Origin of the sequence: Kitasatospora sp. NPDC050543 (assembly GCF_044457565.1) — a bacterium.
GTDB lineage: Bacteria > Actinomycetota > Actinomycetes > Streptomycetales > Streptomycetaceae > Kitasatospora.
The window spans coordinates 19,928-40,530 of the sequence record NZ_JBITGZ010000011.1 but is presented as its reverse complement, the minus strand read 5'-3'; the positions used below and the strand labels follow the sequence as shown (position 1 = coordinate 40,530).

Genomic DNA, 20,603 nt, shown 5'->3' with positions numbered 1-20,603 from the left:
GCTGGTCGGGCAACTTGGGCCGGCGGCCTACGAAGGTCAGTGCTGGTACCCGTAGACGCCGCGGGCCTGGTCGCGGACCAGCAGCCCCTTGTCGAGCTCGATGACGCGCTTGCGCATCTGGTCGACGATGGCCTGGTCGTGCGTGGCCATCAGCACCGTCGTCCCGGTGCGGTTGATCCGGTCGAGCAGCTTCATGATGCCGACCGAGTTCTGCGGGTCGAGGTTTCCGGTCGGCTCGTCCGCGATCAGCAGCATCGGCCGGTTGACGAAGGCCCGGGCGATCGCCACGCGCTGCTGCTCACCACCGGAGAGCTCGCCGGGCATGCGGTCCTCCTTGCCGCCGAGGCCGACCAGGTCCAGCACCTCGGGCACCACCTTGTTGATGGCGCTCTTGGGCTTGCCGATCACCTCCAGCGCGAAGGCCACGTTCTGGGCGACCGTCTTGTTGGGGAGCAGGCGGAAGTCCTGGAACACGGTGCCCAGCTGGCGGCGCATGTGGGGCACCTTCCAGTTGGACAGCTTGCCGAGGTCCTTGCCCAGCACGTGCACCTCGCCGGTGCTCGGCCGCTCCTCGCGCAGGCACAGGCGCAGGAAGGTGGACTTCCCGGAGCCGGAGGAGCCGACCAGGAAGACGAACTCGCCCTTCTCGATCTCTAGCGAGACGTCCGACAGGGCTGGACGGTTCTGCTTGGGATAGGTCTTGGAGACGTTGTCGAATCTGATCACGGCTGCATCACGGAGGCCATCCTAGGTGGAATGGCGGCCGGCCCGGCCGAACTTCCGTGACCCGATCGTTACTTCGGGATCGGAAGACGCGACCCCGCGGCGCCTTTCCTCGGTCGATCCCACCCCCGGCATCCGGCCCGGGGCGGGCGGACGGAGTGGAATGCGCCACTCCCCGGGTTGGGACCATACGCGAAGCGGCTGTCGCCCCGCAGTGCCAGCCCAGGACAACAATCGGATATTGGTGGAGAATGACCCGATATGCCCCGAAAATTGGGAGGCATCTCACAGCGCGGGAGCCGAAGCTCCCAGAACCTGGCAGAGTGGAGGCAGCGGCCGGGATTGGCCACTACCCCGCACAGGGCATGAAGAGGAACCAAAGCCCCGTCCGGCGCGTTGGCTGTAGCGAGGAGGAGATCGCATGACCTGCGACCATCTGGTGTGCGCCAACTGCAACGGCCGAGTGAGCGAGGGCCGCTGCGCGGTGTGCCGCGCCAACCGGGCCCGTCTTCAGGAGCAACAGGGCCCATTCGCCGCGCTCTCCCCAGCCATGCTGCTGGCGCTGCTCGCCACGCTGCTCGTGGTGGCGCTGATCGCCCGGCAGGCCCTGGCCTGAGCGGCCCGGGACGACAGACGTACGAGAGAGGGCCCCGGACGGAATTCCGTCGGGGCCCTCTCTCGTACGTTCCGGGGGTTCGGCCCGGCAGGGCCTAGTCCTCGGCGCTCTCGCGCTGCTTGCGCCAGCGGATCCCGGCCTCGATGAAGCCGTCGATGTCGCCGTCCAGCACCGCCTGGGGGTTGCCGACCTCGTACTCGGTCCGGACGTCCTTGACCATCTGGTACGGGTGCAGGACGTAGGAGCGCATCTGGTTGCCCCAGGAGCTTCCGCTGTCCTTGAGGGCGTCCATCGCCTCCTTCTCCTGCTTGCGGCGCAGCTCCAGCAGCTTGGCCTGGAGGACGTTCATCGCCGAGGCCTTGTTCTGGATCTGCGAGCGCTCGTTCTGGCAGGAGACCACCGTGCCGGTCGGCAGGTGCGTGATGCGCACCGCCGAGTCGGTGGTGTTGACGCCCTGGCCACCGGGGCCCGAGGCGCGGTAGACGTCGACCCGCAGCTCGCCCTCGTCGATGTCGACGTGGTCGCTCTGCTCGACGACCGGGAGCACCTCGACGCCCGCGAAGGACGTCTGGCGCCGGCCCTGGTTGTCGAACGGCGAGATGCGCACCAGGCGGTGGGTGCCCTGCTCGACGGAGAGCGTGCCGTAGGCGTACGGCGCCTTCACGGTGAAGGTCGCCGACTTGATGCCGGCCTCCTCCGCGTAGGAGGTGTCGTAGACCTCGGTCGGGTAGCCGTGCCGCTCGGCCCAGCGCAGGTACATCCGCATCAGCTGCTCGGCGAAGTCGGCGGCGTCCACGCCACCGGCCTCGGCGCGGATGTTGATCAGCGCCTCGCGGGCGTCGTACTCGCCGGAGAGCAGGGTGCGCACCTCCAGCTCCTCGACCGCCTTCTTGACCGAGTTCAGCTCGGCCTCGGCCTCGGCGCGGGTGTCCGCGTCGTCCTCGGCCTCGGCCAGCTCGAACAGCACGGCGAGGTCGTCGACCCGGCTGTGCAGGGTCTCGACGCGGCGCAGCTCGCCCTGGAGGAAGGAGAGCCTGCTGGTGACCTTCTGCGCGTTGGCGAGGTCGTCCCACAGGTTGGGGGCGGCTGCCTCCTCCTCCAGACGCGCGATGTCGGCCCGGATTCTGTCCAGGTCGAGGACGGCCTCGATCGACCCCATGGTCGTTTCGAGGGACTTGAGCTCTTCGGAAGGATCGACGGCTGCCACGCCACCAGCCTAATGGCTCGCGGGGGTCGGTCGGCGACACAGCCCCCCGCTGGCCCCGGCAGGGAGCCTGCGAGCAGGCGTTTACGGGCGCCCGGTGGGCGCCTGGGTCCGGTGCCCGCCCTGGGCGCCGGACCCAGGCGTGCCGGCGCCGGGCTTGCCGGTGCCGGGCTTGCCGGTGCCCGGGCCGGCGGTGCCGGCGGTGCCCGGGCTGTGCTGCGTACCGCTGCCGTGGGTGGCGGGCCGGCCGGCGCCGTCGGCGAACGCCGTCCAGGCCGCCGCGGCGCCGGCCAGCAGCAGGACGGTGGCCAGCAGCACCGCCAGCAGGCGGCGCCGGCGCAGCAGCGCCCGCCGCCTGCGGTGCCCGGCGGGGCTCGCGGTGCTGCGCTGGGCGCGCGACTCGGCGGCGTACGAGGCCAGCTCCTGGGCGGAGGGGCGGCGCAGGCTGGTGTGGGTGTCCCGGGTGGAGTCGGGGGCGGCGCCGGGCACCAGCGGGACGGCCGGGCCGCGCCGGCGCTTGTGGGTGCCGGGGCCCGCGTCCACCTCGGTGTAGACCGCCTCGGCGGGCGTCAGCGCCTCGGCCTCGGGGGCCCGCCCCTGCGCGGGAACCGCCAGCGCGGGCAGTCCGGCCAGCGCCGGCAGCTGCTCGCGCAGCCGCTCGGCCAGCTCGGCGGCGCGCAGCCGGGAGGCCGGGGCCTTGGCCAGGCACTCGGCGATGATCCGCCACAGGCCGTCCGGCAGACCGGGGACGGGCGGCACGCTCTCGGTGACGTGCCGGCGCAGCACGGCGCCGGTGTGGCCGCCCCCGAACGGGGTGAAGCCCGCCAGCACCTCGTACAGCACGGTGGCGAGGGCGTAGATGTCGACGGCGGCGCGCGGCTCCAGGCCCTCGATGATCTCGGGGGCCAGGTAGTCCGGGGTGCCGATGATCCTGGTGGCCCTGGTCCGGCGGGGGGCGTCGACCAGGCGGGCGATGCCGAAGTCGGTGAGCTTGGCGCGCGGTGCGCCGCCGGGCCCGGGCGGGCCGGCCAGGTCGAGCAGGACGTTCTCCGGCTTGACGTCGCGGTGGACGATGCCGGCGGCGTGCGCGGCCGCGAGGCCGTCGGCGACGTCGGCGATCACCGAGACGGCCGCCTGCGGGCCGAGCACGCCGTCCCGTTCCAGGCGGGAGCGCAGATCGGTGCCCTGGACGAGCTCCATCACCAGGGCCAGGTCGCTGCCGTCCACGACCATGTCGCGCACGCCGACGACCCGGGGGTGGTCGAGGCTGGTCAGGGCGGCCCGCTCCTGGACGAAGCGGCCGACGAGCACCTGGTCGGAGGCCAGGTCCTCGCGCAGCAGCTTGACCGCCACCGGGCCGTCCGGCCCCTCGCCGAGCCACACCGTCCCGGCGGAACCCCGGCCGATGACCTGGTGGACGGTGTACCGGCTGCCGATCTTGCGTGCCAATGCTGCTCCGTGGGCGGCGGGAGCGCGCTGAGACTGTCACGCGCTCGGTAGGTCGGTGCTTCAGCGACCAACCTACGCGCCCGAGGGGCCTGTGCGGGACGCCGAAGGGGTTCCATCGGGCGCCACTTGACGGGAAAACTTGTGAAGTGTCGACATATCGGCATTCCCGGCCCCTGGTCGGGGCCGGGAGCCGGCCGGGTCAGCCCGCGACGCTCTTCCAGGTCCTGCTGATCCAATCGCTCGCGGTGGAGACCCAGTCCTGGACGTTCGCCCAGTACTCCGGGAGCGGCGTGAAGTTCCACAGCGCGACCGCCGCCAGGGCCAGCACCATCAGCACCACCAGACAGCCCTTGAGGCAGCCCAGGCCCGGGATGTACATCCGGTTGCGGCTGCGCCGGCGCGGCTCGCGCTGCGGCGGGGCCTGGCGCGGCGCGGGCTCGCGCGGCGCGGTGTCGCGCTGCGGCGGCTCCCGGTGCTGCGGGGCCGCAGGCTCGGCCCGGCGCGGTACCGGCGCCGGCGGTGGCGGCGGGTAACCGCCCTGGCCGGGGTACTGGCCGCCCGGGTTGCCGTACGGCGGCGGCGCGGCCTGGTAGCGGCCCTGCTCCGGGTGCTGCGGCTGGGCCTGCGGGTACTGCTGGGGGTGCTGCGGGCCGCCCTGGTACGGCGGCGGGGCCACCGGCGGCCGCTGCGCGTAGCCGCCCTGCGGGTTGCCCTGCGGGCCGCCGGCCCGGCGCGGGTCCTGGCCGTAGCCCTGCGGCGGCGCGGGAGGGCCGCCGTACTGGCCGGGCGGCGGGGGCTGCTGCCCGGCCTGGTACGGCCGCGGCGCGACCTGCGGGGCGCGCAGCTCCTCCGGCTCGAAGTATCCGATCTCGGTCTGCTGGTTGCGGTCGCGGGCGGCCCGCAGCTGGGTCTGCCACGGGTGCGGCGCCTCCGGCTGGCCGGCCGGGGGCCGGCCCGGCGGGTCCAGCGGCGGCATCATCTGAGTGCGGTCCCCCGCGCCGAACGGCACCGCGCCGCCCGGCGGCAGGACCTGGGTGCGGTCCTCTGCGGCCGGCCGGCCGCCCATCATCCGGGTGGCCGCCGCCGCGTCGAAGCCGCCGGCGGGCAGCACCTGGGTGGCGTCCCCGGTGTCCGGAACGGCCGCCGGGGGCGCTCCGGGCACCGCGGCCGGCTGCGGGTCGGGCAGCAGCAGCGCGGCGACCGCCAGGGCCTCGTCCACCGCCGCCGGGGAGGCGTGCACACCGACCCCGGCCGCGACCACCCGCAACGCCCGGCCCAGCGAGGTGGCGCTCGGCCGCTGCGCCGGATCCTTGCGCAGGCAGCGCTCGATGACCGTCCAGAGCGGCTCCGGCATGTTGGCGGGCCGCTGCGGCTCCTGGGCCAGGTGCGCCTGGAGGACCGCCAGCGGACCGTCGCCCTGGAACGGCGGACGGCCGCTGACCAGCTCGTACAGCATGATCCCGGCGCCGTAGACGTCCACCGCGGAGGTCTGCGGGCGCCCGTCGGCCGACTCCGGCGCGATGTACGCCGGGGTACCGATGAACTCGTGGGTGCGGGTGATGCCCGGGGAGTCCGCGAGGCGGGCGATGCCGAAGTCGGTCAGCATCGGGTGCATCTGCTCGGTGCCGTCCGCGTACGTCGTGGCGAGCAGCACGTTGGCGGGCTTGAGGTCGCGGTGCACGATGCCGTCGGCGTGGCTGACGGCCAGCGCGTCGGCGATCTGGGCCATCAGCAGGGCGCCGGCGATCGGGCTGAACGGCCCGTTGCTGCGCAGGTAGCGGTAGAGGTCGGGGCCCTCGACGAGGTCCATCACCAGGGCCAGCAGCTCGCCCTCCACCACCAGGTCGCGGACCTGGACGATGTTGGGGTGGCTCAGGCGCAGCAGGACGGAGCGCTCGCGCAGGAAGCGCATCACCACGTCCGGGTCGGCCGCCAGCTCCTCGCGCAGCACCTTGATCGCGACCGGCCGGCCTGGCTCGATACCGGGCACGACGACGTCCTCGCGGACCCGGGCACGCCAGACGGTGCCGGTGGCACCCCGTCCGAGGGTCTCCTCAAGCAGATACTTGCTGCCGACTGGCCGCACCTGTCGCACTCCTCGCCGTGCCGCTGCCGCGGGGCGCTCTCCGCCGGTGCGGTGAGCCTGCCGGGCCCTTTGTCCGGCCACTCTAACGGTGTCCGTTCGCGATTTCGCTGTGCCCGGACGGCCCGGCACACCGGGCGCACCGGGCCCGCGGCGGGGGACCGTCCCCGACTGGAGGGACGCGCGGGGGGCGGCTTCGGTTGACCTGACTGGGCGTCGCCTTCACCATGGCGATGATCGCAAGATCGTCAAATCCGGTACCGTGCGCGGACTGTCGGTGATGGGTGGCAGGATGAGACTGACCACTCTTGTGGCCCATAGGTCGTCGCGGTTGCCCGTTCCCCCCTGGGCAGCGCCGGCATCGGCACACAGCGTCAGCACCAGCAGAAGGGACCGCGGGCGAGATGCAGATCCGGCTGACCGTCCTCCGACCGCGCAGCGGCCCGGCAGCCGCCGGCTCCGCCATCCCCCATGTGGACGTGCTGGTCACCGCCCCCGTCGGCACCGCGCTGGGCGCCGTGGCCGGCGCACTGGCCGGCGCCGTGGGTGTACGCGGCCCGCGCGCGGCCACCCACGTGCACCTGTACTCCGGGGCGCACCGGGTCGACGAGCACACCCTGCTCGGCCACCCGCCGCTGCTCGACGGCGCCGTGCTCAGCCTGGGCGAGCCCGACCCGACGGCCGACGTCGAGGTACCCGAGCAGGCCGCCGCCGAGCTGCGGGTGATCGGCGGCCCGGACGCCGGCGGCGTGCACCGCCTGCACGGCCAGCAGATCCGGATCGGCCGCTCCAGCGAGGCCGACGTCCCGCTGGACGACCCGGACGTCTCCCGGCTGCACCTGGCCCTGCACCTGGCGCCCGACGGCCGGGTCACCGTCAGGGATCTCGGCTCGACCAACGGCACCACCCTGGACGGGCGCTTCGTCACCGCCGACGAGGACGTCCCGCTCGGCGAGCCCGGCCTGCTGCGGCTCGGCGAATCGACCCTCCAGGTGGCCACCCACCCGGCCAGCGGCGAGCGGCCGGGCGCCGCCCGCTCCGCGCTGCCCGACGGCCTCGGCCACCTCCGGCTCGCCGCCCCCACCCCCGGCAAGCCCGCCGAGCCCGCACCCGAGCCACCTGCCGGCCCCGAGCCGCCGGCCGCCGCCGGCCGGGCCCGAGCCCTGCTCGCCCGCAGCCTCGGCCTGGGCGGAGCGCCCGCCGACCACGGGCGGGACACCGCTGCCCAGCAGCAGGCCGCCGCCCGCGCCCGGCAGGCCGCGGCCCAGCGCGAACGCTGGCCCGACCTCGCCACCCTGCTGCTCAACGCCCTCGGCCCCGGCCCCCGCCTGTGGGAGCGCGGCCCCGCCCACCCCGACGCGCTCACGCTGCGCCTGGGCACCGCCGACCTCCCCCAGCCCCCGCAGTCCCCGCCCGCGGGGCCGGGAGGCGCCCCCGGCAGCCCGCTGCCCGCCGTCCCCGTCACCCTCGACCTCCAGGCCGCTGGCAGCCTGGGCCTGGCCGGCCCGCGCGCCCGCCTGGACGCCCTCACCCGGGCCGTGGTCGCCCAGCTCGCCGCGCTGCACCCGCCCACCGGCCTGAGCCTGGTGGTGGTGGACGCCGACCCGGCCCGCAGCACCGAGGAGCGCACCGACGCCTGGGCCTGGGCCCTGTGGCTGCCGCACCTGCGCCCCGCCCACGGCCAGGACTGCCGGCTGCTGCTCGGTCTGGACGACGACCAGGCCACCGCCCGCCTCACCGAGCTCACCGCCCGGCTCACCGCCCCGGACCCGGCCGCCGGCCTGCCCGCCACCGTGGTCGTGGTGGACGGCATCCCCGGCTCGGAGGCCGCCCGACAGGCCCTGGACCTGCTGCTGCGCCAGGGCCCGGCGGTCGGCGTCTTCCCGGTCTGCCTCGCCGAGCAGCCCGAGCTGCTGCCGCGCGGCCTCGGCGCCAAGGCCCTGATCACCGGCGAGGTCGCCACCCAGCTGACCATCGACCGGCCGGCCACGGTCGGGCGCGAGAAGGTCCACGACGTCTCGCTCGACGCCGTCTCCGACGCCTGGGCCGAGCGGCTGGCCCGCCTGCTCGCCCCGCTGCGCGAGGCCGCCCCCGCCAGCCGCGGTCCGCTGCCGGCCTCGCTGCGGCTGCTCGACCTGCTCCAGCTCGACACCGTCACCCCCGCCAAGCTCTCCGCCCGCTGGGAGTCCCGGCCCACCGGCATCGGCGCCGCGACGGCCCTGCTCGGTACCACCCGCGACGAGCTCTGCGCGGTAGACCTCGCCGACCCGGAGCTGACCCTGCCCTCCCCCGACCCGGGCGGCCCGCACCTGCTGGTGGGCGGCGCCAGGGGTTCGGGCAAGACGGAGCTGCTGCGCACCCTGATCGCCTCGCTGGCGGTCTCCGAGCGCCCCGACCGGCTCTCGGTCATGGTGATCGAGGGCCGCAGCCCCGCGGACGGCGACGAGCAGGCCGGCCTGCGCGCCTGTACCGAGCTGCCGCACGTCACCGCGCACCTGAACGCCGCCGCCGACCCGCGCCGGGCACTGCTGACCGCCGAGCAGCTGCTGGACGAGCTGACGACGCGGGAGCGCCTCTTCGACGGGCTGGACTTCGCCTCCTGGCACGCCGCCCGCATCCTGGACGGCACCGCGCTGGACGGCACCGCCCTGGACGGCGGCCCGCTGGGCAGGCCCGCCGCCGTACCGGCGATGGCCGCGCCCGTGCTGAGCACCGCCACGGTCGGCACGACCGCGCACTGCGCCGCCCGCGGCGGAGCCGGCGCAGGCGAGGGCCTGAGCGCCAAGGTCGTTCAGCAGCGCAGCGGCGAGCCGGCCCCGGCCGAGGGCCCCGCCCCCGCCCGGCTGGTCGTCGTGGTCGACGACTACGAGGCGCTGCTCGCCCCCACCTCCGCCGCCGGCCGGCCGCTGGCCCGCGCGCTGTCCGCGATCGCGCGGCGCGGCGGCCCGCTCGGCGTCCACCTCGCCGTCTCCACCGGGCACCCGGAGGAGACCGCCGGGACGGACGTGGACGAGGCCGCGCTGCTGCGGATCGCCCTGCGCACCGACTACCCGTCCGACTCCGACCTGCTGATCCACCTCGGCGACGCCGCCGCGCTCGGCGAGGACACCCCCGGCCGCGGCTATCTGCGGCTGCCCGACGGCGGTGTGACGGCCTTCCAGACCGCCAGGATCAGCGGCCGCATCCCCCGTACCGCGACCCTGCGCCCGACGGTCGTCGCGATAGACCCGGCCCAGCTCGGCGCACCGCCCGCCCGCCGCCCGGTCCGCGAGCTGGGCAACGGCCCGACCGACCTCGCCCTGCTCGCCAGCGCCCTCCAGCGCGCCGCCGCCACGGGCTGAACAGCAGCGGGCCCGGAGTGGGAGGTCGGCGATCCGACTTCCCACTCCGGGCCGCTTGCGTTTCCAAGTGCTCCGGACACGGGTGAGGGCGGGACCGTACCGGACAGTCCCGCCCTCACCCGGGGTGCTGTCAGCGCATCGAGCCGGTGCGCAGCAGCGTGCGGATCACCCGCATCGCGACGGAGAGGCTGGACAGCTCGTAGTTGTCCGAACCCCTTATGTCGTCGAGGGTGCTCTTGGCCCGGTTGAGCAGCGTCGCGTTGAGCTCGGCCCAGGCGGTGTAGCGCTCCTCGGGCGTGGCGCCGTCGGGGCCGCAGGCCAGGATGTCGGCCGTCAGCGCGGCGTGCGCCGCGAAGAGGTCCTCGCGGATGGCCGCGCGGGCCATCGACGACCAGCGGTCGGTGCGCGGCAGCTCGATGATGCGGTCGAGCAGGTGGGTGATCTGGAGGCGGTCGGCGAGGTCGTAGTAGAGGTCGGCGACCTCCGCGACGTCCTTGCCGGAGCGGTCCGCGACCTCGGTGATGTCCAGCGTCGGGAAGGTCGAGGACAGGCCCGCGATCCGGGTCGCCAGGGACTCCGGCACACCGGCGCCGGCCAGCTCGCCGTAGACCGACTCGAACCAGGCCAGGTCCTCGCCGCGCAGCGGCTTGGGCAACGAGCCCCAGACCTGGGCGACCCGCTCGCGGAAGAACTCGATGGTGCCCGCGATGTCCAGCGGCTGGCGCCGGTTGTTGAGCATCCACCGGGTGGCCCGCTCGACCAGCCGGCGCGAGTGCAGGCGCATCTTGATCTGCGCCCGGGCCGGGACCTGGTTGTCCAGGCCCGCGATCTCGGCCCAGATGTCCTCCAGGCCGAAGACCGCGCGCGCCGCGGTGTGCGTGCGGGCGATCTCCTCGTACGTCGCGCCCGTCTCCTCGCGCAGGCGGAAGGCGAAGGTGCAGCCACCGCGGTTGATCGTGTCGTTGACGATCAGGGTGGTGATGATCTCCCGGCGCAGCGGGTGGTTGTCGATCGCGTCGGCGAACCTGGTGCGCAGCGCGGTCGGGAAGTACTCGTGCAGCGCGGAGCGGAAGTAAGGGTCGTCGGGCAGCTCGGTGGCGAGCATCTCGTCGGCCAGGGTGATCTTCGTGTACGCGAGCAGCACGGACAGCTCGGGCTGGGAGAGCCCGCGGCCGTTCTGCTGGCGCTCGCGGATCTGCCGCTCGGTGGGCAGGAACTCCAGCGCCCGGTCGAGCTGCCCGGCCTGCTCCAGCCGGTTGATCATCCGCGAGTGGACGTTGACCATGCTGACGGCCTGGGCGACGGCGTTGGCCAGCACCACGTTCTGCGCGTAGTTGTTGCGCAGCACCAGGTGGCCGACCTCGTCGGTCATCTCGGCGAGCAGCTTGTTGCGCTGCTTGACCGTCATGTCGCCCTCGGCGACGACCTGGTTGAGCAGGATCTTGATGTTGACCTCGTGGTCCGAGGTGTCCACACCGGCCGAGTTGTCGATGGCGTCGGTGTTGATCCAGCCGCCGGTGCCCTCGGGGCCGCCGACCGCCGCGTACTCGATGCGGCCGAGCTGGGTGCAACCGAGGTTGCCGCCCTCGCCGACGACCCGGGCGCGGACCTGCTCGCCGTTGACGCGGATCGCGTCGTTGGCCTTGTCGCCCACCTCGGCGTTGGTCTCGCCCGAGGCCTTGATGTAGGTGCCGATGCCGCCGTTCCAGAACAGGTCGACGGGCGCCTGGAGGATCGCCTTCATCAGCTCGGCCGGGGTGAGCCTGGAGGTCGCGATGCCCAGGGCGGCGCGCACCTGCGAGGTCAGCTGGATCGACTTGGCGCTGCGCGGGAAGACCCCGCCGCCGGCCGAGATCAGCGACTTGTCGTAGTCGTCCCAGGAGCTGCGCGGCAGGTCGAAGAGCCGGCGGCGCTCGGCGTAGGAGACGGCGGCGTCCGGGTTCGGGTCCAGGAAGATGTGCCGGTGGTCGAAGGCGGCGACCAGGCGGATGTGCTCGCTGAGCAGCATGCCGTTGCCGAAGACGTCACCGGACATGTCGCCGATGCCGACGACGCTGAAGTCCTCGCTCTGGGTGTCGACGCCCAGCTCGCGGAAGTTGCGCTTGACGGACTCCCAGGCACCGCGGGCGGTGATGCCCATGCCCTTGTGGTCGTAACCGGCCGAGCCGCCGGAGGCGAACGCGTCACCCAGCCAGAAGCCGTAGGACTCGGCCACGCCGTTGGCGATGTCGGAGAAGGTCGCGGTGCCCTTGTCGGCGGCGACGACCAGGTAGGTGTCGTCCTCGTCGTGGCGGACCACGTCGGAGGGGTGGACGACCTCGCCGGCCTTCAGGTTGTCGGTGATGTCCAGCAGCGCCGAGATGAACGTCTTGTAGGACGAGATGCCCTCGGCCAGCCAGGCGTCCCGGTCGACGGCCGGGTCCGGCAGCTGCTTGGCGACGAAGCCGCCCTTGGCGCCGACCGGCACGATGACGGTGTTCTTGACCATCTGGGCCTTGACCAGGCCGAGGATCTCGGTACGGAAGTCCTCGCGCCGGTCGGACCAGCGCAGGCCGCCACGGGCGACCTTGCCGAAGCGCAGGTGCACGCCCTCGACCTGCGGCGAGTACACCCAGATCTCGAACGCCGGGCGCGGGGCCGGCAGGTCGGGGATCGCCTTGGGGTCGAACTTCATCGAGACGTAGCGGTGCCAGCCGCCGGTCTCCCCGGAGTGCTGGAAGAAGTTGGTCCGCAGGGTGGCCTTGATCAGGTGCAGGAAGGAGCGCAGGATGCGGTCCTCGTCCAGCGAGACGACCTCGTCCAGGGCGCCGGACAGCTCCTCCAGGATGCCCTCGGTCAGCTCCTGCGCCGCCAGCTGGTGGCTCGGGCTCAGCCGGGCCTCGAAGAGGTTGACCAGCAGGCGGGTGGTGTGGGTGTTGTTGCGGAGCGCGTCCTCCATGTAGTCCTGGGAGAAGGTGCTCCCGGCCTGGCGGAGGTACTTGGCGTACGCGCGCAGCATCATGGCCTGACGCCAGGTCAGCCCGGCGGTCAGCACCAGGGTGTTGAAGCCGTCGTTCTCGGCGAGGCCGGTCCAGACCGCCGCGAAGGCCTCCTGGACGCGCTCGCGGGCCTCGTCGGTCAGCTCGGTGGACTCCCGCAGCCGCAGCCCGAAGTCGTAGACCCAGGCGGTGGTGTGGTCCGAGCGGGTCAGCGCGTACGGGTGCTCGTCGAGCACCTCGACGCCCAGGCGCTGGAGGACCGGCAGGACCTCGGTGAGCGAGATCGGGCCGCCGACCCGGTAGATCTTGAAGCGGCGCTCGTCGTCGCCCGCGCCGACCGGCTGGTAGAGGTTCAGGCGGAAGTCGCCCTCGCCCTGCAGCGACTCGATCTGCTTGAGGTCGGCGACGGCGGTACGGGCGGTGAAGTCCGCGCGGTAGCCGTCGGGGAAGGCGTTGGCGTACTTGCGGGAGAGCTCCGCCGCCTTCTCCTCGCCCAGCTCGGTGTGCAGCTGGTCGTTGAAACCGTCCATCCAGAACCGGGCGGCCTCGGCGAGCTTGCCCTCGATCTGCTCGATCTCGGCGTCGGTGAGGTGCGGCAGCTCGCTGCCGGGGGTGACCCGCACGACGAAGTGCAGTCGGGTCAGCACCGACTCGGTGGACCACACCGTGTAGTCGATGCTGGCGCCGTTGAGCTCCTGCATCAGGATGTCCATCAGGCGCAGCCGGATGCGGGTGGTGTAGCGGTCGCGCGGGAGGTAGACCAGTGCGGAGAAGTAGCGCCCGTACTCGTCCTGGCGCAGGAACAGCCGCAGCCGGCGGCGCTCCTGGAGGTAGAGCACGCTGGTCGCGATCTGCAGCAGCTCCTCGGGCGGGGTCTGGAAGATCTCGTCCCGGGGGAAGGTCTCCAGGATCTGGAGCAGGTCACGCCCGTCGTGGCTCTCGGTGGAGAAGCCGGAGCTGGTCACGACGTCCTGGACCTTGCGGCGCACGACCGGGATCCGGCTGACCGACTCGGTGTAGGCGGCGGCCGAGAACAGGCCCAGGAAGCGGCGCTCGCCGATCACCTCGCCGTTGGCGTCGAACTTCTTGACGCCGACGTAGTCGAGGTAGGACGGGCGGTGGACGGTCGCCCGGCTGTTGGCCTTGGTCAGGACGAGCAGCTTCTTCTCGTGCGCCTTCGCCCGGACGGGGGCGGAGAGGCGGCCGAAGGCCTCGCTGACCGGGTGGTGGTCGTCGTCGTGGCTGAGCGGGTCGGCGCGCAGGATGCCCAGGCCCGTACCGGCGACGGCTCGGAGCACCTCCTCGCCGTCGTGCTCGACCAGGTCGTACTCGCGGTAACCGAGGAAGGTGAAGTGGTCGTCGGCCAGCCAGCGCATCAGCTCCCAGGCCTCGCCGACCTCCTGCTCGGGCAGGTGGACCGGGGGCTGCTCGGCGAGCTCGTCGGCCAGGCGCAGCGCCGACTCGCGCATCTTCGACCAGTCCTCGACGACCTCGCGGACGTCGCCCAGGACGCGGCGCAGATCGGTCTCGATGCCGCGCAGATCCTCGCGGTCGGTCTCGCGGTCGATCTCGATGTGCATCCAGGACTCGACCACGGCGTCGGCGGGCCACTCGGCTCCGGCGGCCTGGCTGCGGGAGCAGGCGTCGACGTCCAGGATCTCCAGCAGCTTGCCGGTGATGTCACGGCGCACGACCAGCTGGGGGTGGATCACCACGTGGATCCCGCGCTCCTGGCGGGTCAGCTCGTTGGTGACCGAGTCGACCAGGAACGGCATGTCGTCGGTGACGACCTCGACCACCGTGTGACCGCAGGCCCAGCCGTTCTCCTCGACGCTCGGGGTGTACACCCGGACCTCGGCGGTGCCCTGGGGGCGCTTGAGGCCGAGCCGGTAGTGCGAGGCGGCCGCGCCGTACACGTCGACCGGGTCGCGGTCGACCAGGTCCTCGGGGGCGGTGTGGAGGTAGTAGTGGTGCAGGTACGCGGTCAGAGCACCGTTGCTCAGGCCCTCCCCGGGCGCCGCTCCCCCCACCTGGCTGTTCTCAGCGGCTGCTGCTGCCTTGGTGAGCAGTTCGGCCTTGGCTGCGTCCAGCTTGGTCTGCATGGCTGTTTGGCTCCTGTCGCGCGCCGTTGCGTGACTCGGTGGTGTGTGGGTGTCCACCGCCGGGTCTCCGCAAATCTTCTCGTACCTCCCGGCTGAAAAGCGCTCATGGCACGCATGAAGAGCTCTTCCGCTGGGTAAGACAGCACGTTCGGCCTGCGGAGCCAACCCGACGACGCCAGTCAGCCTAACCGGATGAAAGCAGGAAGTCAGGGGACAGGGAGGAGCAAACCCGCAGGAAGAGGGGGCCGTCCTGGACAGCTTGTCCAATCACGTGACCCACCCGTTGTACTGCGGCTCGGCAGTGTCAGTGACTGCCACCAACGAGCGCCACCAACGCCGGGCGCGTGCGCCGGGCCTCGCCCGGCTCATCCCTCGGCGGCCGAGCCCCCGCGCGAGCCGTCGGGCGAGCGGTCGGGCGCGTCCTCTGGTGAGCCCTCTGGTGAGCCCTCGCCTTCTCCGACTCCGGGCAGGATCTCGCGCAGCAGCCGCCGGTCCCGGTCACGCTTGCCCCACTCGCGCGGGTACCCGAGCGAGACCTCCTCGAAGCGCACGCCGTCGTACCAGCTGACGCGCGGGATGTGCAGGTGGCCGTAGACCACGGCGGCGACCGGGAAGCGCCGGTGCCAGTCCCCGGTGCCCTCGGTGCCGCACCACTGGGCGAACTCGGGGTAGCGCAGCACCCGGGTCGGCTCGCGGACCAGTGGGTAGTGGTTGACCAGCACCAGCGGCGCCCCGGGCGGGCAGTCCCGCAGCCGGCGCTCGGTCAGCTCCAGCCGGGCCCGGCACCAGGCGTCCCGGCTCGGGTAAGGGTCCGGGTGCAGCAGCGCCTCGTCCGTGCAGACCACCCCGGTCGAGTGGGCGTACGCGAGCGCCTCCTCCTTGGTCGAGGTGCCCGGCGGGCGGAAGGTGTAGTCGTAACCCACGAACAACGGCGCCACCCGGACGGGCCCGCCCCGGCCCTCGAACAGCGCGTACGGGTCCTCCGGGGTGAGCACGCCCATCGAACGGCAGACCTCCACCAGCCGCTCGTACCGGGCGAGGCCGCGCAGCGTGACCGGGTCGCTCGGGTGCGTCCACAGCTCGTGGTTGCCCGGCGCCCAGACCACCCGCGCGAACCGCTCGGCGAGCAGACCGAGCGCCCACCGGACGTCCTCGATCCTCTCGGCCACGTCGCCGGCCACCAGCAGCCAGTCCTCGGGGGACTCCGGCCGCAGGGCCTGGACGATCTCGCGGTTCGCCCGGTAGGAGATGTGCAGGTCGCTGACGGCCAGCAGCCCGGCCCCGGTGCCGTTCCGCTCCGTACCGTGCGACGCGGTGCTGTGTGGCACAGCCTGCGGCGCGACGCTGTGTGGCACGGCGTGCGGCGCCGAGCTGTGCGGCGCGGCGGCTCGGTCCGGCATCGGCGGCTCTCCTTCGTCGGACACGACCGGCGGTTCCCGGGGTGGGAGCCCGTGGCAGCGCGTCCCCTCCGGTTCTACCAGCGCGGGCCCGGACCGCGCAGGCGAGCCCGCCGGTGAGGCGGGCGGGCACGGCGGTGATTGTGGTCACACCCGACCCGCCGTCAGGGTCGGCCGCCGGGTGGGGGTTCAGCCCATGTGCGGGTAGCGGTGGTCGGTCGGCGGTACGAAGGTCTCCTTGATCGAGCGCGCCGAGGTCCAGCGCAGCAGGTTCTGCGCCGCGCCCGCCTTGTCGTTGGTGCCCGACGCCCGCCCGCCGCCGAACGGCTGCTGCCCGACCACCGCGCCGGTCGGCTTGTCGTTGATGTAGAAGTTGCCCGCCGCGAAGCGCAGTTCCTCCATCGCCTGGGCGATCGCGTACCGGTCCTGGGCGATCACCGAGCCGGTCAGGCCGTACGGCGCACCGGAGTCGACCCGGCCGAGCACGTCCTCCCAGCGGGAGTCCTCGTAGACGTGGACGGCGAGGATGGGTCCGAAGTACTCGGTCCGGAAGATCTCGTTGCGGTGGTCGGAGCTCACCAGCACGGTCGGCCGGACGAAGTAGCCGATGGCGTCGTCGTACTGACCGCCGGCCGCCAGCTCCACCATCGGGTCCTTCTCGGCCCGCTCGATCGCGGCGCGGTTCTTCTCGAAGGCCCGGCGGTCGATCAGCGCGCCCATGAAGTTGGAGAAGTCCGTGACGTCGCCGACGGCCAGCGCGTCGATCTCCGCCAGCAGTTCGTCCTTGATCCGCTGCCAGAGGCTGCGCGGCAGGTACGCGCGGGAGAGCGCCGAGCACTTCTGCCCCTGGTACTCGAAGGCGCCCCGGATCAGGGCGGTCCTGAGGATCTGCGGGTCGGCGGAGCGGTGGGCGAGCAGGAAGTCCTTGCCGCCGGTCTCCCCGACGATCCTCGGATAGGCCCGGTAGGAGCCGATGTTGGCACCGATGGTCTTCCACAGCGACTGGAAGGTCCCGGTGGAGCCGGTGAAGTGCAGCCCGGCCAGGGCCGGGTGGGCCAGCGCCACCTGGGAGAGCTGGTGGCCGTCCCCGGTCACCATGTTGATCACGCCGGGCGGCAGGCCGGCCGCCTCCAGGACGCGCATCAGGTGGAAGGCGGAGAGCGTCTGGGTCGGGGCCGGCTTCCAGACCACGGTGTTGCCCATCAGCGCCGGCGCGGTGGGCAGATTGCCGCCGATCGCGGTGAAGTTGAACGGGGTGATCGCGTAGACGAAGCCCTCCAGCGGGCGGTGGTCGGTGCGGTTCCACACCCCGGGCGAGGAGATCGGCTGGTCGGCCAGGATCTGCCGGGCGAAGTGCACGTTGAAGCGCCAGAAGTCGATCAGCTCGCAGGCCGCGTCGATCTCCGCCTGCTGCACGGTCTTGGACTGCCCGAGCATGGTGGCCGCCACCAGCGTGTCCCGCCAGGGCCCGGCCAGCAGGTCCGCGGCCCGCAGGAAGACGGCCGCCCGGTCGTCGAAGGACAGCGAGCGCCACCGCGGCCCGGCCGCCAGCGCCGCGTCCACGGCGAGCTGGGAGTCCTCCCGGGTGGCGTTGCCCAGCACCCCCAGTCGGGCGGCGTGGTGGTGCGGCTGGACGACGTCGATCCGCTCGCCGCCGCCGAACCGCTGCTCGCCGGCGATGGTCATCGGCAGCGGGAGGGGTTCGGCCGTGAGCTCGTCCAGCCGCGCCGCCAGCCCCGCCCGCTCCGGACTGCCCGGCGCGTAGCCGAGCACTGGCTCATTGCCCGGGGTGGGCACCTGGGTGACTGCGTCGATGGGCATTCGGGACTCCGCTCGGCAGGGACGGCGACGGACGGCAACTCGTCAATCCAGACTGACGAGTGAACGGCCGATCGACGCCGGTGACACGCCACCGGGGAGCGTGGCCCGCGCCACGTGCGGAGCGGATCCCGCGTGCGCCTGTGCGACTCACCCGAGCGGCCGCGCGGCTCGGCGGCCCACCGCACCGCGGGCCGGGGTGGCTCACCCCGGCAGTCGCGCGGCCAGCTCCACCGCCTCCGCCAGGCTGTCCACCACCGGCACCCCCACCGGCTCCAGCTTCTCCCGGGTGTGCGACCCGCCGGTGTAGAGCACCGCGTGCGCGCCCACGCTGAGCGCCGCCAGCGCGTCGTCCGCCGCGTCGCCGATCAGCACCGTCCTGGCAGGGTCCACGGCGGGGCCGAGCGCGGCCAGGTGCCGGCTGAGGTGCTCGGCCTTCTGCCCGCCGGACGGGCCGCTGCGGCCGTCCACCCGGACGAAGTGCCGGCTGATCCCGAACCGCTCGACCACCGGCACCAGCAGGTCGTGGTCGTACATGGAGAGCAGCGACTGGCTGTGCCCGGCCGCCTCCCACTCGCTCAGCAGCCCGGGCGCGCCCTCGGTGAGAGCGCAGGCCGGGCTGAGCTCGTGGTAGCGCAGGTGGAAGGCGTCGTCCAGCAGCAGCCACTCGGTCTCGGTCGGCCGGCGCCCGAGCAGGCGCTCGTAGAACAGCGGGATCGGGATCTCGTACTGCTCCCGGTACTCGCGCAGGCTCATCGGCGCGATGCCGACGGTGGCGAACGCGGCGTTGCTGGCGGCGAGCACCGCCTCCATGTCGTGGAAGAGGGTGCCGTTCCAGTCCCAGATGATGTGAGTACGCACGTCGGGAACGGTAACCGGACGGCCCGGCCACCCGGAAGTCCGGGCGGCGGGAGCGGACCGCACGGCCCGCCCGCGCGGGGCCGGCTCAGCCGAGCAGGGCGGAGATCTCCTGGGTGGCGAACCAGAGCAGGTCGTGGTCCTCGGCGCCGTCCACGGTGAACTGGGCGTCCTGGTCCCCCGCGTCCGCGGCGCCGATCGCGGCGACGGCGGCCGCCACGTCGTCGACCACCTCCTGGTCGGCCACGTCCGCGTGCACGGCCGCCGCCTTGGCCAGCGGCACGGGCCCGGCCAGCACCACCCGGCCGAGCGAGGCCTGGTCCTGGTACTCGTCACCCGCGAACGGCCTCACGGCCGCGTCCGGGACGTCCAGCGCGACGACCACCCGGCGGCGCGGCGCCTGCGGGTCGGCGGCGAGCAGCCGCAGCGAGGACTGGGCGGCCCGGTTGAGCGCCGCGTACTCCAGCTCCTCGATGTCGTCGCTGACGTACCACTCGCGCAGCGCGGGCGTGACGGCGTACGCCGCCGACTGCTCCAGCGCGCCGCCCGGGTGCGCCGCCGCCAGGTCGTTCAAGGTGGTGGGCACGTACACGCGCATCGGGGGCACTCTCCGGTTCTTCGAGGCTTCTTCGAGCGGGTCTTCAGCGGGACTTCAGCAGGTCTTCAGCGGTCTGGAGCAACTACGGAGCAGGTCGGGCGCGGGCAGGAGCGAGGTCCGGCCGCGGCCGGCCCCGGCGGTGCGTGGAGCGGCCGGTGGGCGGAGCGGCCCGCGCGCCCGGTGCGCCCGGTTGCACCGCGCACCCAAGAATACGGCGCCGGTGATCACGCGCTGCACCGCCCGCTGCGGGCCGTCCGGCGGCATGCCGGGCCTACCCCACGCACCCGGTCACCGGACGCCCTCCAGGGCCGCCCTGCTGGTCCGCAGGGCCGTCTCCAGCACCGCGCCCCGCCGGGCCGGATCCATCATGTTCGGCCCCATCACCGCGAGGTCCTCCAGCGTCGGCGCGAGCAGCTGCACCCGCGTGCCGGCCGCCCGCAGCAGGCGCGCCTCGCGCAGCATCTGCCTGGTCACCGCCCTGCGGTAGCGGCTGACCAGCTGGGCCAGCACGCCCCTGGGGCGGTCCCGCTCGCGCCACTCCTTCAGCGCCGCGACCGTCCCGCGCCCGGGCTCGGCGCGGCCCCTGGGGTGCAGCCGCAGGGCCATCGGCGCGAGCACGTACACCTCGTCCAGGCCGCGCCCGAGCATCAGGTCGGCGTTGGTGGCCGACCAGCAGCCGCCGTCCACGTAGGGGCCGCCGGCCACCTCGACCGGCGCGAACCAGCCCGGGAGCGCGCAGGAGGCCATCACCGCCTCGGCCACCTCGGCCGGCGGGGCCTGCGGGTCGCCGAAGACCACCCGGTGCCCCGTGCGGTAGTCCACCGCCGCGACCCGCAGGGCCGAACCCCGCACCCAGCCGTCGGCCCCGGCCAGTCGGCGCACCAGCTCGCCCACCGGTGCCACCGAGCCCCGGCCCGGCGGCACCACGGCCGAGACCATGGTCAGCAGCGGGTACTCGCGCGGGTGCCGGACGGCGTCCCTGAGCAGGCCCGGCGAGCCGATCCCCGGCCGGGGGCGCGGCGGCAGCGCCCCGCCCGCGGCGGTGTCGTAGTCGAAGTCCACCCCGGCCAGCGGGCCGGTGGTGATCGGTACGCCGCGCTGGTGGTCGCGCAGGTCCGCGGCCCGGACGCCGACGGCCAGCATCGCGCCCAGGATCGAGCCGGCCGAGGTCCCGAGGATCACCTGGGCGCCGCCGGGCTGCCAGCCGGTCGACTCCTCCACCGCGCAGAGCGCGCCGATCGTCCAGGCCGCGCCGAGCATGCCGCCGCCCCCGAGGACCAGGCCGCGCCGCACCCCGTCGGCGGAGACCGGGACTGCCGCCGCACCGCTCGTCGAAACCTGTGTCACCGTGCCAGCCACCCGTCCTCTCGCGGAGCCCCGCGGGGCGTCTCCCCCCGATCCTCCGTGCTACCTGTCGGTAGCATCCTCTCCCCCGC

12 protein-coding genes are annotated in these 20,603 nt (G+C 73.6%); 2 read left to right on the top strand and 10 right to left on the bottom strand.

Annotated features, from left to right (window positions below; genetic code table 11):
- Nucleotides 1–36: 36 nt before the first annotated feature.
- Nucleotides 37–726 (bottom strand): cell division ATP-binding protein FtsE, encoded by a 690-nt coding sequence (gene ftsE / locus ACIBH3_RS15955; RefSeq protein WP_073923013.1) that lies wholly within the window; start codon nt 724–726, stop codon nt 37–39.
- A gap of 418 nt (nt 727–1,144) precedes the next feature.
- Here ftsE and ACIBH3_RS15950 point away from each other — a divergent pair, with 418 nt between their 5' ends.
- Nucleotides 1,145–1,339, top strand: coding sequence for a hypothetical protein (locus ACIBH3_RS15950; protein ID WP_396312563.1), 195 nt, complete (start codon nt 1,145–1,147; stop codon nt 1,337–1,339).
- A gap of 94 nt (nt 1,340–1,433) precedes the next feature.
- On the opposite strand, the gene prfB is transcribed toward ACIBH3_RS15950, so the two are convergent.
- From prfB to ACIBH3_RS15935, 3 genes are all read right to left on the bottom strand, one after another.
- Nucleotides 1,434–2,546, bottom strand: a complete 1,113-nt coding sequence (prfB, locus tag ACIBH3_RS15945) for a peptide chain release factor 2 (RefSeq protein WP_396312562.1) — start codon at nt 2,544–2,546, stop codon at nt 1,434–1,436.
- Nucleotides 2,547–2,627: 81 nt separating this feature from the next.
- Entirely contained in the window at nt 2,628–3,992 is a 1,365-nt protein-coding gene (locus tag ACIBH3_RS15940; protein ID WP_396312561.1) for a serine/threonine-protein kinase, read from the bottom strand.
- 199 nt (nt 3,993–4,191) lie between these two features.
- The gene (locus tag ACIBH3_RS15935) at nt 4,192–6,078 is read right to left on the bottom strand and encodes a serine/threonine-protein kinase (RefSeq protein ID WP_396312560.1); all 1,887 of its coding nucleotides are present in this window, start codon (nt 6,076–6,078) and stop codon (nt 4,192–4,194) included.
- A gap of 401 nt (nt 6,079–6,479) precedes the next feature.
- Between ACIBH3_RS15935 and ACIBH3_RS15930 the strand changes: the two genes are divergently transcribed.
- Nucleotides 6,480–9,416, top strand: a complete 2,937-nt coding sequence (locus tag ACIBH3_RS15930) for an FtsK/SpoIIIE domain-containing protein (RefSeq protein ID WP_396312559.1) — start codon at nt 6,480–6,482, stop codon at nt 9,414–9,416.
- Between the two features lie 130 nt (nt 9,417–9,546).
- Here the strand turns inward: ACIBH3_RS15930 and ACIBH3_RS15925 are convergent, their stop codons facing one another.
- The 6 genes from ACIBH3_RS15925 to ACIBH3_RS15900 all read right to left on the bottom strand — a co-directional run bounded on the left by ACIBH3_RS15925 (nt 9,547) and on the right by ACIBH3_RS15900 (nt 20,514).
- Nucleotides 9,547–14,496 carry an NAD-glutamate dehydrogenase gene (locus ACIBH3_RS15925; protein WP_396312558.1) on the bottom strand — a complete coding sequence of 1,650 codons (4,950 nt, stop codon included), beginning with the start codon at nt 14,494–14,496 and terminating at the stop codon, nt 9,547–9,549.
- Nucleotides 14,497–14,861: 365 nt separating this feature from the next.
- Nucleotides 14,862–15,896 carry a metallophosphoesterase family protein gene (locus ACIBH3_RS15920; RefSeq protein ID WP_396312557.1) on the bottom strand — a complete coding sequence of 345 codons (1,035 nt, stop codon included), beginning with the start codon at nt 15,894–15,896 and terminating at the stop codon, nt 14,862–14,864.
- A 186-nt stretch (nt 15,897–16,082) separates the two neighbouring features.
- On the bottom strand, nt 16,083–17,708 hold the full coding sequence (gene pruA / locus ACIBH3_RS15915; RefSeq protein ID WP_396312715.1) for an L-glutamate gamma-semialdehyde dehydrogenase: 1,626 nt from the start codon (nt 17,706–17,708) through the stop codon (nt 16,083–16,085).
- A gap of 207 nt (nt 17,709–17,915) precedes the next feature.
- On the bottom strand, nt 17,916–18,572 hold the full coding sequence (locus ACIBH3_RS15910; RefSeq protein ID WP_396312556.1) for an HAD family hydrolase: 657 nt from the start codon (nt 18,570–18,572) through the stop codon (nt 17,916–17,918).
- Nucleotides 18,573–18,657: 85 nt separating this feature from the next.
- Nucleotides 18,658–19,167 carry a DUF6912 family protein gene (locus tag ACIBH3_RS15905; RefSeq protein WP_396312555.1) on the bottom strand — a complete coding sequence of 170 codons (510 nt, stop codon included), beginning with the start codon at nt 19,165–19,167 and terminating at the stop codon, nt 18,658–18,660.
- A gap of 288 nt (nt 19,168–19,455) precedes the next feature.
- A complete protein-coding gene (locus ACIBH3_RS15900; protein ID WP_396312554.1) occupies nt 19,456–20,514 on the bottom strand; it encodes a patatin-like phospholipase family protein in 1,059 nt (352 codons plus the stop codon).
- Nucleotides 20,515–20,603: the final 89 nt, after the last annotated feature.